16 protein-coding genes and 2 tRNA genes are annotated in these 13204 nt (G+C 68.6%); 3 read left to right on the top strand and 15 right to left on the bottom strand.

Annotated elements, in window-relative coordinates; all coding sequences use genetic code 11:
* Window position 1 precedes the first annotated feature (1 nt).
* The 9 genes from ACFVDO_RS11665 to ACFVDO_RS11625 all read right to left on the bottom strand — a co-directional run bounded on the left by ACFVDO_RS11665 (window position 2) and on the right by ACFVDO_RS11625 (window position 5897).
* Window positions 2–451 (bottom strand): cupin domain-containing protein, encoded by a 450-nt coding sequence (locus tag ACFVDO_RS11665; protein WP_378855541.1) that lies wholly within the window; start codon window positions 449–451, stop codon window positions 2–4.
* Window positions 448–1863 carry an amidohydrolase family protein gene (locus tag ACFVDO_RS11660; protein ID WP_378855539.1) on the bottom strand — a complete coding sequence of 472 codons (1416 nt, stop codon included), beginning with the start codon at window positions 1861–1863 and terminating at the stop codon, window positions 448–450. The genes ACFVDO_RS11665 and ACFVDO_RS11660 overlap by 4 nt, the downstream gene beginning before the upstream one ends.
* The gene (locus ACFVDO_RS11655; protein WP_378855537.1) at window positions 1860–3398 is read right to left on the bottom strand and encodes an adenosylhomocysteinase; all 1539 of its coding nucleotides are present in this window, start codon (window positions 3396–3398) and stop codon (window positions 1860–1862) included. The genes ACFVDO_RS11660 and ACFVDO_RS11655 overlap by 4 nt, the downstream gene beginning before the upstream one ends.
* 71 nt (window positions 3399–3469) lie before the next feature.
* A tRNA-Arg gene (locus ACFVDO_RS11650) sits at window positions 3470–3542 on the bottom strand.
* A 65-nt stretch (window positions 3543–3607) separates the two neighbouring features.
* Window positions 3608–4243, bottom strand: coding sequence for an asparagine synthase (locus ACFVDO_RS11645; protein WP_378855535.1), 636 nt, complete (start codon window positions 4241–4243; stop codon window positions 3608–3610).
* 54 nt (window positions 4244–4297) lie between these two features.
* Window positions 4298–4954 carry a GntR family transcriptional regulator gene (locus ACFVDO_RS11640; protein WP_378855533.1) on the bottom strand — a complete coding sequence of 219 codons (657 nt, stop codon included), beginning with the start codon at window positions 4952–4954 and terminating at the stop codon, window positions 4298–4300.
* Window positions 4955–5015: 61 nt separating this feature from the next.
* Window positions 5016–5150 (bottom strand): helix-turn-helix transcriptional regulator, encoded by a 135-nt coding sequence (locus ACFVDO_RS11635; RefSeq protein WP_378855531.1) that lies wholly within the window; start codon window positions 5148–5150, stop codon window positions 5016–5018.
* Window positions 5151–5164: 14 nt separating this feature from the next.
* Window positions 5165–5473 (bottom strand): DUF1905 domain-containing protein, encoded by a 309-nt coding sequence (locus ACFVDO_RS11630; RefSeq protein ID WP_378855529.1) that lies wholly within the window; start codon window positions 5471–5473, stop codon window positions 5165–5167.
* 28 nt (window positions 5474–5501) lie between these two features.
* Window positions 5502–5897 (bottom strand): DUF1761 domain-containing protein, encoded by a 396-nt coding sequence (locus ACFVDO_RS11625; protein ID WP_378855527.1) that lies wholly within the window; start codon window positions 5895–5897, stop codon window positions 5502–5504.
* 63 nt (window positions 5898–5960) lie between these two features.
* Between ACFVDO_RS11625 and ACFVDO_RS11620 the strand changes: the two genes are divergently transcribed.
* The gene (locus tag ACFVDO_RS11620; RefSeq protein WP_378855525.1) at window positions 5961–6614 is read left to right on the top strand and encodes a TetR/AcrR family transcriptional regulator; all 654 of its coding nucleotides are present in this window, start codon (window positions 5961–5963) and stop codon (window positions 6612–6614) included.
* Window positions 6615–6629: 15 nt separating this feature from the next.
* Here the strand turns inward: ACFVDO_RS11620 and ACFVDO_RS11615 are convergent, their stop codons facing one another.
* Window positions 6630–7739 carry a fatty acid desaturase family protein gene (locus tag ACFVDO_RS11615; protein WP_378855523.1) on the bottom strand — a complete coding sequence of 370 codons (1110 nt, stop codon included), beginning with the start codon at window positions 7737–7739 and terminating at the stop codon, window positions 6630–6632.
* 178 nt (window positions 7740–7917) lie between these two features.
* Entirely contained in the window at window positions 7918–8121 is a 204-nt protein-coding gene (locus ACFVDO_RS11610) for a cold-shock protein (RefSeq protein ID WP_116242632.1), read from the bottom strand.
* Window positions 8122–8643: 522 nt separating this feature from the next.
* Here ACFVDO_RS11610 and ACFVDO_RS11605 point away from each other — a divergent pair.
* Complete coding sequence (locus tag ACFVDO_RS11605) at window positions 8644–8994, top strand: metallopeptidase family protein (RefSeq protein ID WP_378855521.1); 351 nt, start codon at window positions 8644–8646, stop codon at window positions 8992–8994.
* A gap of 27 nt (window positions 8995–9021) precedes the next feature.
* On the opposite strand, the gene ACFVDO_RS11600 is transcribed toward ACFVDO_RS11605, so the two are convergent.
* A complete protein-coding gene (locus tag ACFVDO_RS11600) occupies window positions 9022–9732 on the bottom strand; it encodes a lysophospholipid acyltransferase family protein (RefSeq protein ID WP_378855519.1) in 711 nt (236 codons plus the stop codon).
* Between the two features lie 76 nt (window positions 9733–9808).
* Here ACFVDO_RS11600 and ACFVDO_RS11595 point away from each other — a divergent pair, with 76 nt between their 5' ends.
* Window positions 9809–10534, top strand: a complete 726-nt coding sequence (locus ACFVDO_RS11595) for a Type 1 glutamine amidotransferase-like domain-containing protein (protein ID WP_378855516.1) — start codon at window positions 9809–9811, stop codon at window positions 10532–10534.
* 293 nt (window positions 10535–10827) lie between these two features.
* On the opposite strand, the gene ACFVDO_RS11590 is transcribed toward ACFVDO_RS11595, so the two are convergent.
* The 3 genes from ACFVDO_RS11590 to ACFVDO_RS11580 form a co-directional block, all read right to left on the bottom strand.
* Complete coding sequence (locus ACFVDO_RS11590) at window positions 10828–11661, bottom strand: alpha/beta fold hydrolase (RefSeq protein WP_378855514.1); 834 nt, start codon at window positions 11659–11661, stop codon at window positions 10828–10830.
* A gap of 165 nt (window positions 11662–11826) precedes the next feature.
* Window positions 11827–12447: a PadR family transcriptional regulator gene (locus ACFVDO_RS11585; RefSeq protein ID WP_378855512.1), complete on the bottom strand. Its 621-nt coding sequence runs from the start codon at window positions 12445–12447 to the stop codon at window positions 11827–11829.
* A 568-nt stretch (window positions 12448–13015) separates the two neighbouring features.
* Window positions 13016–13107 (bottom strand) — tRNA-Ser (locus tag ACFVDO_RS11580).
* Window positions 13108–13204 lie beyond the last annotated feature (97 nt).

The following is a 13204-nucleotide window of genomic DNA, read 5'->3' as shown; positions in this document are numbered from 1 at the left end:
TTCACTCCTGAAGAGAGGTCGGGTTCGGGTTCAAGGGTACGTCGGCGGCGAGTCGCCAGTCTGCGAAGTCGAAACCTGGCGACACGAAGCACGAGACGAGCACTTCCGCGTCGTCCAGCGGACGAGCGGCCTGCCAGACGCCGGCGGGCACGAGCACCTGCGCCGCCTCGCCGGGGCCGAGCACGATCGAGGTCGCCTCGCCCGGCTCCGCGCCGTCACCGCCCAGGCTCAGCTCGAGCCGGCCGGGCCCGTGCCAGAGCCACAGTTCGTCGCTGGTGACGACGTGCCACGCGCTGCTCTCGTCCGGCTGCAGCAGATAGTGGATGCAGGTGCCGGCCGGGCGCGGGCCGTTCGGCGTCTCGACGGCGATCGGGCTGGTCCAGGTGCGTCGGAACCAGCCGCCCTCGGGGTGCGGGGCGAGGTCGAGTCGTTCGGCGGTCGCTGGTCTCATGGTGATCCCTCTCCGGTCCCTGAGCGAGCGCCGTGCTGAGCGAGCGGAGCGAGCGCCGTGCTGAGCGAGCGGAGCGAGACGAAGTGACGAAGGGCGCCCTTCGTCTCGTCGCTGCGCTCCTCGCTCAGGATCCGCGCAGACTGCGGGAACGACGATGCCGCCCACCGCACCTCTCCCGCCACGATGGTGGCCACGGCGTGCCCGGCGCCTGCCTCGACCAGCTCCGCGATCGCGTCGGGGCCTGCGGGCACGTCGAAGAAGGTCAGGTCGGCGAGCGCGCCGACCGCGAGGTATCCGGTGCGATCCGGTCCGACGTCGATGCCCATCGCGTGCGCGCCGCCGATGGTGGCGGCGCCCAGCAGACGGGCGTGCAGGTCGCGATCGGTGTAGCCCTGCGAGCGCGCGATGCGCGCCAGCTCTGCGACATCCGCCATCAGGTCGAGCGACGGGCTCGACGAGAGCGAGTCGGTGCCGACGGCGATCGGGCTGCCCTCGCGCAGGTAGGCGGCGATCGGGGGCTCCTCGAGGCCGATCACGCTGTTCGACCGCGGGCACAGCGCCACCGCGGTGCGCCGCTCGCGCAGGATGGCCCGGTCGCGGGCGCTCATGTACACGCCGTGCGCGATGTGGCAGTCCGGGCCGAGCACGCCGAGCTGGTCGACGAACTCGGTCGCGCTGGTACCGAAGCCCGCCTGACGCAGCTCCTGGAAGCTGGCCAGGCCCGCGGTGTGCCAGGCCTGCGGATGCTCGTGCGCGAACTCGTTCTCGAAGGCGGCCTCGCCGAGATGGATGTGGATGCGCCCGCCGCGCTCGCGCACGATGTCGGGGATCTCCAGCAGCGGCTCGATGTCGAGCGAGTACGGTGCGTGCGGCGACAGGCCGGTGCCCGGCGGAGTGGGCAGGGCGTCCAGTGCCTGCTCGACCTGCGCGCGCCCGGTGCGCGCCCAGTCGGCGTTGGTCCAGCTCATCACCTCCCAGTAGGTGATCCCGTGCAGCCGCGCGTCGTGCAGAGCGGATGCCGCGGACGGGTCGGTTACGACGTCGGCGACCGCCGTCGTGCCGCTGCGCAGAGCCAGCTCGGCTCCTGCCGCGGCATCTGCTGCCCAGTCCCGGCCGCCCTCGTAGACCGGATCGAACGCGGCGACCCAGTCGTCGAAGCCGGTGTACCGCCCCTGGCCGACGACGGCCATGCCGGTGTACTGCAGGTGCGTGTGCGCGTTGACGAGTCCCGGGGTCAGGATGCCCGGCCAGTGCACCTCCTCGTAGGCGGCGCCGCGTTCGTCGAGCGATCGGAGCACCCAGGCCCGCTCGCCCACATGCACGATCCGGCCGTCGCGCACGGCGACGGCGCCGTCTGTGATCGGGGGTGCGGTGACGGGGACGACGAGCCCTGCGGAGTAGACGGTGATCATGCGCGAGCCTCTCCATCGACCGGTCGCTCCGAGGCCCCGTCCAACGGTTCGGGTCGCAGTTCGCCCCGGTACGACGGCTGGACAGCGGGACCAGCTGCGACCTGAGCGGAGGTGCGGACGGCGGCTGCCGCGTACCGGGGCGAGCGCCAGTCCGCCTGCGCCTCGACCTGGGCGGTGCTGCGCTCGTCGATGCGGTCGCCGCGGGCAGCGAGTGCGGCACGGGCGATCGCGGCGTCCGCGTCGACCGGGAACGGGTGCAGGCCGGGCGCGAGACCGGCGGTGAGCAGCTGTTCGACCGCGCCGAGCTGCACGGCGAAGGAGAGATCCATGATCTCGATCGGGTTGCCCTCTGCCGCGGCCAGGTTCACGCAGCCGCCGCGGGCGATCAACAGGGCGCCTCCGGCAGCGCGGTCGAGGTGCTCGCCGCTCGGGCTCAACGTGGACGGATCGACATCCACTTCACCGGGCACGCCGCCGGCGACGGCCACGATCCTCGCGGCGCGCAGCGTCGTGGCATCCACCGTGTGCGGAGCACCGGTCGCGGAGACCACCAGCGCACCGGGCGCGAGGTCGCGCAGCGGGCCGATGCGGAAGCCATCGTGCGCGGCCCTCAGCGCGCGTACCGGGTCGGTCTCAGCGACGGCGATCTCGGCGCCGAGGGCGCGCAGGTGCGCGGCGACGCCCTCGCCGACCGGGCCGTAGCCGATCACGACGGCGGGCTGGTCGCGCAGGCCGATGCCGGCGGCGTCGAGCACGTCGGCGATCGCGAACACGCAGGACTGCCCAGTGCCGTAGCGATTGTCGAAGGAGGTCTTCATGGCGGCGTCGTTCACGGCGATCACGGGGATGCTCAGCAGTCCCTCGCGCTCCATGACACGCAGCGGGGTGAGGCCGCTGGTGGTCTCCTCCGCCGCACCGCGCAGGCTGCCTGCGAGACCTTCCTCGTGCGCGAGGCGGATCAGGTGCGACCCGTCGTCGAGCAGCAGGTCGAAGTCGCGGCGCAGGAATGCGATCGCCGCGGCGCGCTCGGCGGCTCCGTCGAGCGACGGGTCGCCATCGACCGGGATGCCCCGATCGCGCAGCACTCGGGCCACCTCGACGTCGATCTCGTCGGGGTGCGCGTAGACGGCGACGTCGGCCCCGGCATCCCGCAGCAGCAGGGCCAGTTGCGCGGTCTTCGGCTCGAGCACCATCGCGATGCCGATCCGGATGCCGCGCACCAGACCCTCGTCGCGCAGCCGCGCCGCGACCAGCGTCGAGACCGGCATGTGCGCACCGGCGTTGTCCACGCGCGCCTCGGCGGTCGCGCGGGCCGGAAGCGGGGCCCCGTCGATCAGGATGTCGTCGGTCTCTCCCGGCGCGAACGTGACGCCCGTGCCTGCGAGGTGCCCACCGAGCGCGGGGATCAGCCGGCGCAGCTCGTCCGCGACGGCGTCGTCACCGCGCACGGAGAACTCGCGGCCCGAGACCAGCAGATTGGTCTCGCGGGCGAACCGGCGCACGAGACGCTCAGCGGCGATGCACACTTCGGTCATGGGGAGGCTCTCCAGGAAAGACGAAAGCCCCGGACACCGTCCGGGGCTTCCTATACTGTCTCAACACAGTGCGCGCCTGGAGGGACTCGAACCCCCAACCTTCTGATCCGTAGTCAGATGCTCTATCCATTGAGCTACAGGCGCACGGCCCTCAGCGGGCCGTGGACAAGCCTACAACAGGATCACGGGGAACACGAATCGAGGCCGATTCAGCCCTTGGCGGCGGCCTTCCGACCCCATCGCGAGGGCTTCTCAGCCTTGGCCTCGGCCTTCGCCGCCTCTTTCGCCAGCTTGTCCGCCTGCTTGCGCCGGCTGCGCTGCTGCGACGACAGAGCCTGCAGGTCGACGAGCTTCAGCGCCTGCATCCGCGCCTCGCGCATCGATGCGTACTGCGGGTCCTGATCGGGGCGCATGCCCTCGACGCGCAACCGGCGGTCGAGGTTGCCGCGGACGTCGGCCCAGGCCGCGGCGCGGGCCGACTCCACCAGTTCGCGGAGCTCTTCCGGATCGTCTGCCATCTCGCGCAATCGCTGCGCGACAGCGGTCGACTGCCGCGCCCGCCGCTTGAGGTTTCGCACGTCGCGGTCGCGGTAATCGTGGGTGCCGACCGGGTCGGAATGGCGGCCCTTGGCTCGCTTGCGCAGCGCGGCCAGGTGCTCGGCGGCCTCGTCGGCCTCGTCGGCCATCGCGCGCAGCACATCACGCGCATCACCGGAGTACTTGTCGAGGTCGAACGTGCCGCCCTGGGCGATCGTGCCGACGAGGATGTGGTTTTTCACAGCAAGGCGCGCCGCCGATGTGGCGATCGCGACGCCTTCCGCGACCGCATCCGCTGTACGTCCCACGACACCTCCTGTCATGAGCGTACCCGGCGGGTCCGACGTCGGGACAGTCCCGAGTCAGTCGGCTGTCGTACCGGCCCCACCCCAGAGCAGCACGGCCTCGTCACAGGCGGCCTGCAGATGGGCGCGGTTCAGCTCGCACACGCGCGCGGCATCCCGCTCGGCCAGAGCCTCGACGATCGCGCGGTGCGCGCCGAGGTGGGCACCCAGGTCGGCGTTGCGACCGAAGGCGCGACGGAATCTCGTCTCGAACACGCCCATCGTCTCGTCGATCGTCTGGTTGCCTGCGAGCGAGATGACCGTGCGGTGGAAACGCCCTGCCGCCAGGTTCGTCAGCACCACGTCACCGGATACCGCTGCGGCCTCCTCGTCCGCGAGCGCAGCAGACGCCCTGGTCATGCCTTCCTCGTCGTGGTGCTCTGCAGCGATGCCGAATGCGGCGTTCTCGAGTGCGATGCGCAGGATGCTCAGATCGCGCACGTCCTGCGCGGTGAAGTCCCGCACGACCGCCCAGGTGCGCGGACGGGACGTCACGATGCCCTCGGCGCTCAGCCGCCTGATGGCCTCGCGCACCGGAAGCCGCGAGACGCTCAGCTCCGCGGCGAGATCCCGCTCCACCAGGCGCGAATTCGGCAAGCGCCTTCCCAGCACGATGTCATCCCGCAGAACGCGCGTGACGCGCTCCGATTCGAGTTCTACAGGCCCCAGCCCCATGGAATGGATTCAAGCACGCACTCGGGCGCTGGCCAAGATCATGTCGCCCGGTGCGGGTGGCTCAGCCCGGCGCGCAGTGGTCGAAGTACACCCGGGCCACCAACTGACGCCTGCTGGTGATGCCCGCCTTGTCGAAGATCGCCTTCAGATGGTCCTGGACGGTGTACGGAGAGGAACAGCGCCGAGGCGATCTCACGCGTATCCGTGTTCTCACGGAGATCCGGGATCCTGTGTCAGGCGCGCCGTCAGGTGGACGGTGACGACGTTTCCCGTCTCCTTGGCGATGCGCCGGCGCAGCGCTGCGGCGATCGGCAGCTTGTGCGTGCCGTCGCCGAGTGCCATGAAGGAGCTCTGGAAGGGCTCACCGTCGACGGTCCCCGCCACCTTGACCAGCCCGCGCGTTCCGAAGAACTCGGCCGAGCCTTCCATCTGCACGTACGTCCACCCGCCCTTCGCCTCGCTCGTCACGAGCGGCGCCGTGAACGTGACGTCGATCGGTCCAGCGTTCTTCGCGTCCATCTTCATGTCTCCTCTTGGTTCCGTCGATTCAGTGCAGCAGTCCGACGACCACCGCAATGAGCAGCAGCTTCAGCAGCCAGTCGCCGCCGTGCAGGACGGCCGTCGGCACCGGTGCACGATCCCACCCCACCGAACCGGCGAGCAGCACGACGGGGAACGCGCCCCAGAGCACCAGCGCCAGCAGCAGCAAGCCGGGAAGTTCTAGGAAGCCGGACTGCGCGGCGACCCACGCGAAGCCGGAGGCCAGCACGGCAGTGCGAACTAACTCAGCGACGACCTTCAGCGGTCCAGGGCGATCGCGCTCGACCGCGCGGCCGCCCGCAGCCCGCTGTTCGAGCGGCGTGGCCAGCATGTAATAGACGGTGCTGAGCGCGAACGCGGCGATGGTCGCAACAGCGATGCCGATACCGATCATGAGGATCATCTCCTTTTAGTACTGGACAGTACGCTATACCGCCATTTGCGTACTGTCCAGTACTATTTGAGGATGATGTCGACGACCGAGGATGTCCGCCCGCCGCGCCGTCGCGGCCGACCCGGAGGCCTCGACGGCGCTGAGCTGCTGTCCGCCGCGCGCGAGGTCTTCCTCGACGAAGGCTTCGCGGCCGCGACGATGGATGCCGTCGCGGCGTCCGCCCACATCTCGAAGCAGACGCTCTACCGCCGTTTCGGGTCGAAGGAGGAGCTGTTCGCCGCGGTCGTCGAGGACTGGGTCGAGCGCGGCCGCGATGCCATGCGCCCACACCTGGAGCGTCTGCTCACCACACCGGATGTACGCGCAGGGCTACGGGAACTCGCAGATGTACTGCACGCCGGGGTGCTTAGCGACCCCGTCGTGCGCATGCGAGGCCTGGTGATCGCCGAGGCGGAGCGGTTGCCCGAGGTCGCAGCCGACTACGTGCGCCTCAGTTGGGACCGGAACCTGGCGCTGCTCGCCGAGGTGCTCGACGAACTCCGCAGGCACGGTCGCCTGGCCATCGCGGATGCGCCCTCAGCCGCACAGCAGTTCACGTGGCTGGTGCTCGCCGCGCCGCTCGACCGCATCACGCTGACAGGGGGCGCCGACCGCCCCACCGCCGCGGGTCTCGCGGCGATCGCCGACGATGCCGTGGAGACGTTCCTGGCGCGCTACGCGCCCTGACCCGGCGACCCGGGCTCAGACCCGTCGGTACTGCGAGACCATCGGGCAGTCGAAGGGGTCGCGAGCGGCGAGACCGACGCGGTTGAGGTAGCCGATGACGATCGCGTACGAGCGGCCGAGCGAGGTCTCGGTGTACGGCACGTCGTTGGCCGCGCAGTAGTCGCGGACGATCTCGCGGGCGCGGGCCAGGTGCGGTCTGGCCATGCTCGGGAACAGGTGATGCTCCACCTGGTAGTTCAGCCCGCCCATGAGCCAGGTCGCCCACCACCCACCGCGGATGTTGCGCGAGGTGCGCACCTGCTTCGAGAAGAAGTCCAGCTTCGCGTCAGGGGCGATCACGGCCATGCCCTTGTGGTTCGGCGCGAAGGACGCCCCCATGTAGACCCCGAAGACGGCGAGCATGACGCCGACGAAGGCGAACGCCATGCCGAGCGGAAGCAGCAGGAAGATCGGTGTGAGCACCAGCGCGAAGCGAGCGGCGATCATGCCCAGCTCCGGCCACCGCCCCTTGACCTGGCCGCGTCCGGTGAGGTGCTTGAGGCTCAGGTAGTGCAGGTTGAGACCCTCGAGGGTGAGCAGCGGGAAGAACAGCCAGCCCTGCCTGCGCGTGATCAGGCGCCGAAGACCGCGTGCCTGCGCGGCATCCTCGTCGAGGAACGAGATCGTGTCGACCTCGATGTCGGGATCTTTGCCGACGCGGTTGGGGTTGGCGTGGTGCCGGCTGTGCTTGGAGTCCCACCAGGAGTAACTCATGCCGACCGCGGCGGCCAGCACCCGCGCGAGCCTGTCGTTCGCGGGTCCGGTGGTGAGGATCTGCCGGTGTGCGGCCTCGTGGGCGAGGAACGCCACCTGCGTGAAGATGATGCCGAGCGCCCCGGCGATGAGCAACTGGAACCAGCTGTCCCCGAACAGGATGAATCCGGTGATCGCGCCGCCGAACGCGACGGCGATGCCGGCGCCGACGAGTGCGTAGAACCAGGGCGTCCGTCGCAGCAGGCCGGTCTCGCGCACGACCTGCGACACGTGCGAGTACGCACGGGTGATCGGCGGGAAGTCCTCGGCGCGGGCGTAGGTCTGTCGGACGGGTCCGAGTGTCGCGGGTGCGACCGAGGGTGCGAGGGACATGATCGGCGCCTTAGGTATGACCGACCGTCGGGAACGATCGGGACGAAGCCAAAGGCGGCTGCCGATCGCTTCCCCTCACAGTACGCGGGTGCACATGCCGCAACCTGCATGCATCCGGGGAGACGGAACGGGCGGCCGGACCGAGGTCCGACCGCCCGCTCGCGTCAGTGATCAGAGATCAGAGGGGACGGATGTTCGCCGCCTGCATGCCCTTGGGGCCCTGCTCTGCGTCGAACTCCACCTTCTGGTTCTCGTCCAGGCTGCGGTATCCGTTGCCCTGGATCGCGCTGAAGTGCGCGAACAGGTCGGCGGAGCCGTCGTCCGGAGCGATGAAGCCGAAGCCCTTGTCTGCGTTGAACCATTTGACGGTGCCAGTGGCCATGACGTCATTCCTTCGTTGTCTGGGACCACGGGAGTGATCCGTGAAACCGCGTCGGCGACGCCGGCGCGGGGTATGGAGCTGCGCGGACAGGTGGTCCGCCGCAGGGGTCGTGTGGGCCTCGAGCGCGTTGCGCGCGGCATCCAGAGAAGCGGATGCATCGATGGCCTCGCCGATGGGACCGAAGACGAGCACATGGTCGTCGGAGTCGACGACGACATGGCCGGCGTACTCACCGTCGCGCGTGGCGACGTGAACGTCGTGATCGGCCTGGCGCCAGGAGAGCGCCTGAGCGGGTGTTGCAGAGGTGAAGATGTGAAGCAGTCTTTCAGTGAATCGCGTGCCGCGCCACCTTTGGGCGGTTGCGGAGGAAGTCGGAGTGGGCGCGTTCTGTGCGCGAATGGGCCCGTGAGCGGGCAGAACCGGGATGAAGAGGATGTGACACTCGTGTTCCCGGCAGGCACCCAACCATAGCAGATCAGGCTGCGGGGTCCCGGTGCCAGCGAGGAGGAGCAGGATGGGCTCATGGTCGAGATCTCGGACGAGGACTTCGAACGCATGGTGTCCGATGTGTTCGACGCCCTGCCCGACGACATGGTCCGCGGGCTCGAGAACGTCGGCATCATCGTCGCGAACCAGCCCGTGGGGCAACGTCCGCGGCTGTTCGGGCTTTATCAGGGCCATCCGCTGACCAAGCGCGGGGTCTACGGCTTCGGGGAGCTGCCCGACCGGATCACGCTGTACAAGAACAATCTGCAGGAGCACAGTGCTGACCTGGACGCGCTGCGCGCGCGGGTGCGAATCACTCTGGTGCATGAGATCGGCCACTACTTCGGCCTCGATGACGCCCGATTGCAGGAGCTCGGCTGGGCCTGACGTCGGCGCCCACTCGCGCGGAGGGTCTCAGTCGCGCGAGGTCTTGTTCACGCTGCCGGAGCGCTCCTGGCCGCTCAGACGCGCGATGGCGGCCATCATGCGCTCGGTGATCTCGCGACGGGCTCTGCCGTCCGGAATGCTCTCGAGGTCGGTGAGGTCCAGCGGTTCGCCGAAACGCACCTCGACGCGTGGCCGCCCCGGCAGCAGGTGGCTCAGCGGCTTGACGGTGCCGGTTCCGATCAGCCCGACCGGCACGACCACGGAGCCGGTGTCGCGTGCCATCCAGGCCGCGCCGCCGTGTCCGTCGTGCAGCTTCCCGTCACGTGAGCGGGTCCCCTCGGGGAACACCGCGAACACGCCGCCCGCCCGCAGGATGCTGCTGCCCGCGTCGAGCGCCGCACGGGCATCCCGTCCGGTTGCGCGGTGCACCGGGACTCCGCCGATCGAGCTGAAGAACCAGCGCTTGAAACGGCCGAGCAGGCCAGAGCCCGCGAAGTACGAGGCCTTGATGAGGAACTGCACAGGGCGCGTCGCGGATGTCGGGATGATCAGGGTGTCCAGCGACGACAGGTGGTTGCTCACGAGCAGCACGGCCCCTCGCTCTGGCACGTTGTCGCGGCCGACGATGCGCGGGCGGTACATCACCCAGAACAGCGGCCGGAGGATGACGCGGCCGATGAAGTAGACGGAACCGGCGCGCGGGACGGGGGTGGGGGTCTGCGGGGCGCGGGCGGTCACTTGGCCACTTTATCCGTCCGGCGACACGCGACTAACCTCTTGGCATGACCTACATCGATGCTGCGGATGGTGCCGCATGAGCGTGCATCTCATCGGGGGCGGCGCGACAACGATCGCCGATGCTCCGCTGCATGCGCCTTTCGTCGCGGATGTGGTTCGGCGCGCGAGCGACGTGGGCCGTACGCGGCCGCGCATCGCCGTGATCTCGCTGCATCCGGAGTCCGAGGCGAAGGCTGCCGAGCTCGGCGAGATCCTGGTCGAGGCCGCGGCGGGAGCGGCCGTCGATCTGCACCTGACCGCGGGACGGCCGGGTGAGCCGATCGGCCTCGATGCGATCGCGGACGTCGACGGGATCGCAGTCGGCGGAGGCAACGTCGAGACCGTGCGTGCGGGACTCGAGCCGCTGTTCGACGAAATGCGCCGGCTGGTCGCAGGCGGAGTGCCGTACCTCGGCGTCTCGGCCGGAGCGATGATCGCGGCCGAGGGATCGTTCGGAAGCGGCACCCGCATCGGCGGCGTGGTCGTCTCACCGGAGGACGACGAGGACCCGGGCGACGAGGTGGAGGTCGAGGCCGGCATCGGGCTCGTCGACGTGACCGTCGAGGTTCACGTGGCCCAGCGCGGCATGCTCTCGCGACTGATCGCCGCTGTGGAGTCGGGGCTCGTCACCGGCGGACTCGGCATCGACGAGCGCACAGCCCTGATCGTCAGTGACGGCGCGCTCCGCGTCGAGGGGACCGGCAGCGTCTGGCGTGTGCTGCCGACCGAGAACGGGGTTCTCGTCTCGACGATCGGGAGGTGATCGCGGGAGTCGCGTCCCCGCTCGAACGCCGCATCGACGTCAGCGACCTCAACGGAGACATCCACCTGCACCAGCTCGGGATCCATCGCAGACGCGCTCTTCCACGCGATGATGACCTGCGTGGTCGGAGTGCTTCTCGACGCGAGCATGAGCAATCACTTCACCGCAACTCACCGTTATTTGTGTATGACTGGACAACAACCGGAATCGAAGAGCTCGTGCTCGTCAAGCCGGGCTTGTTCCGGTCACCGTCACCATCGGATGAGGTGATCGAGCAACACCTCACGGGCCCCTCAGTGTTCGGTGCTGAAGAACCGCAGCAACAGCGGGCCGATGATCTGTGGGTCGACGACGTGATCCGGTCCCTCGAGGGTCTCGCGTTGAGCGTGGGGTAGGACGTCTGCAAGCTCGTCGGCCGCGCGGTCGAAGAAGTCCGAGGGCAGGCCTGCCATGTAAGGGACCGTGATCGGCCCTCCGGTGGTGACCAGGACCGGTTGGGTGACCGTTGCCAGTCGATCGACCGGCAATTGGTAGTGATTGAGGAAGACGCTGTCGTGGACCAGCGTGGGCGCGAGGGCGACCGAATCCGCCCAATGCGCCGTCTGCTTGCCTGCCGCTTTCCTGGCCGCGATGTTGTCGTCGGAGGCGCCGGTCATGCGCATGAACAGTTCGAGAACCTCCTCATCTCGCCCGGCGTCGAAGGCGCGTCGGGTGTCCGCGATGTACTCTTCGAATCGCGGGCGTATGTCGTCCCCGACCGCGTAGGGCACCTCCCACACGGCGATCGTGTCGATGGCTGACCCGGCCGCGCCGGCTTCCAGCGCCAGCGCGCCACCAGAGGACGCCCCGAACAGGTGTGCCGAGCCGCCCGCCTCCGTGATCAACGCATCCAGGTCCTCGATCTCCCTTTGCACGGCGTACGGCTCGGTGAAGCCGCTCGCGCCGCGTCCCCGACGGGCATAGTTGTAGACCGTGAAGTGCTCGGCGAGAACAGGTACCAAGGGAGCATTCTCGGCTCCGTAGTCCTGTGCGCCGCCGACTAGGACGACGGCCGGGCCGCTTCCCATCCGGTCGTAAGCGATGGTGGTGCCATCTTTTGATGTCACGCGAAAGTCCATCTCGTTCATCTCACATCTCCGTTCGAGAGGTTTGTCTCAGCGCCTGAGCAGCGCGCCGACGACGGCCTCGGTGCGCGACTTCGGCTCTCCGTTGCCGTTGTCCGGACCCGGCAGACTAGTCAAGTTTGGCTACTTCGCCAAACTACACAGGGAGAAGCGACTAGTCAAGGTTGATTAGGGGATGGTTCGCCACGAACCCGGATCATCAGCCATGGTGTACGCGCCCTCAGCCAGTCGCATGCGCAGGCCCTTCGCCCACTCCAGCTCGGTGCGCGCCTGTCCTGCCCACAGTTCGGCCTGATCGCGGACATGCTCGGGGGCGTCCCCATTGGGGTGGTCCCGCCACTTGGCCTGCACTGCGAGCTCCGCTTCCAGGCGCGCGACCCGCTCGTCAACGTGCGCGATGGCATCTGTCCTGGTCAGCATGGGCAACATGGCGATGGACGCGTTGAGCATGTCCTGGTCATGGGTGCGCCGCAGACCCTCGCGGACCAGTTCGACCATCTCCTCACGTCCCCGAGCTGTCGCGCGGTACAGAACGCGCTCCGGCCCAGAGTTGCCCGGCTCGGCATGTTCGGTGAGGAGGCCATCAGCCGCCGCCTTCTTCAGCGCGTGATAAATCGAGCCGGGCTTGATCTTGGCCCAACTCTCCGCACCCCAGCCCTGCAGTTCGGACCGCACCTGGTAGCCATGCGCGCCGCCGGAGAGGTGCACGACACCGAGTACCAGGAGCTTCGTCGCCGACGTGCGCCCACCTCGACTCACCCCTCTCGTCTCGATCGCGAGGTTTCCCATGGTTCGATTCCTTCTCTCCGTGTTGCGAACGGATTGGATTGAATTATTCAAGTTTGATTAGAAGCGTATCTTGAGGTGATCGGGGACCGTTCGCCACGAACCCGGGTCATCGGCCATGTCGTGCAGGGCGCCCTCAGACAACCGCCATCGGTCGCTCGTGTTCAGCGGAGCAGTCACCCGAGGCGGCCGGAGCGGTCAGACACCAGAGCGGGCCTGCTTTGGCTCGACCCGCAGAGGACACCACCCCTGCGGCGAGGTCCAAGGTGCCGCGACCATGGATCGAAACCGCATGAACACGCAGCGAATCGCCTATGCAGCGTGAGCCCGCTGTAGCGGAGACGGAGGGATTTGAGTCCCTCGCGCGCCGATTCCGGCGCGCACATCGCGACGGGACTTGAGTCCCTCGCGGCCACTCCACGTGCCGCCTGGTTGAGGAGATCAGGTTGCGTTGCGCGGAGACGGGCGGCGCGCGGAGCCTCCGGCCGCGTGGGGCCCTGTTGTTCGAAGTGCCACCCGCCTGCGCCAATGTGAAACGGCCCCTGGACTTCGTCCTGGGGCCGTTTCAGATTGGCGGAGACGGAGGGATTTGAACCCTCGGTCCCCGTGAGGGGACTCCACCTTAGCAGGGTGGTGCACTAGGCCTGACTATGCGACGTCTCCATGCGCGAAGCCTCAGCTGCGCACGTTCGTCCATCATAACTGCTCCGAACCCGCACAACGAATCCCGGGCCACTTCCTTTGGGGAAGCGCTTTCCAA

It is taken from the genome of Microbacterium sp. NPDC057741, from assembly GCF_042798735.1.
Taxonomy (GTDB): Bacteria; Actinomycetota; Actinomycetes; order Actinomycetales; family Microbacteriaceae; genus Microbacterium.
The sequence above is the reverse complement of the archived record's forward strand: the minus strand, read 5'-3'. Positions and strand labels throughout refer to the sequence as shown.

What these genes read in the sequence shown, in the direction of transcription:
- ACFVDO_RS11610 (WP_116242632.1), bottom strand. Translation starts at nt 8,121, where the DNA reads ATGGCCACTGGCACCGTCAAATGGTTCAACGCAGACAAGGGCTTCGGC.
- ACFVDO_RS11620 (WP_378855525.1), top strand. Translation starts at nt 5,961, where the DNA reads ATGATGTCGACGACCGAGGATGTCCGCCCGCCGCGCCGTCGCGGCCGA.
- ACFVDO_RS11590 (WP_378855514.1), bottom strand. Translation starts at nt 11,661, where the DNA reads ATGAACGAGATGGACTTTCGCGTGACATCAAAAGATGGCACCACCATC.
- ACFVDO_RS11660 (WP_378855539.1), bottom strand. Translation starts at nt 1,863, where the DNA reads ATGATCACCGTCTACTCCGCAGGGCTCGTCGTCCCCGTCACCGCACCC.
- ACFVDO_RS11585 (WP_378855512.1), bottom strand. Translation starts at nt 12,447, where the DNA reads ATGGGAAACCTCGCGATCGAGACGAGAGGGGTGAGTCGAGGTGGGCGC.
- ACFVDO_RS11605 (WP_378855521.1), top strand. Translation starts at nt 8,644, where the DNA reads ATGGTCGAGATCTCGGACGAGGACTTCGAACGCATGGTGTCCGATGTG.
- ACFVDO_RS11595 (WP_378855516.1), top strand. Translation starts at nt 9,809, where the DNA reads ATGAGCGTGCATCTCATCGGGGGCGGCGCGACAACGATCGCCGATGCT.
- ACFVDO_RS11665 (WP_378855541.1), bottom strand. Translation starts at nt 451, where the DNA reads ATGAGACCAGCGACCGCCGAACGACTCGACCTCGCCCCGCACCCCGAG.
- ACFVDO_RS11625 (WP_378855527.1), bottom strand. Translation starts at nt 5,897, where the DNA reads ATGATCCTCATGATCGGTATCGGCATCGCTGTTGCGACCATCGCCGCG.
- ACFVDO_RS11655 (WP_378855537.1), bottom strand. Translation starts at nt 3,398, where the DNA reads ATGACCGAAGTGTGCATCGCCGCTGAGCGTCTCGTGCGCCGGTTCGCC.
- ACFVDO_RS11630 (WP_378855529.1), bottom strand. Translation starts at nt 5,473, where the DNA reads ATGGACGCGAAGAACGCTGGACCGATCGACGTCACGTTCACGGCGCCG.
- ACFVDO_RS11640 (WP_378855533.1), bottom strand. Translation starts at nt 4,954, where the DNA reads ATGGGGCTGGGGCCTGTAGAACTCGAATCGGAGCGCGTCACGCGCGTT.
- ACFVDO_RS11615 (WP_378855523.1), bottom strand. Translation starts at nt 7,739, where the DNA reads ATGTCCCTCGCACCCTCGGTCGCACCCGCGACACTCGGACCCGTCCGA.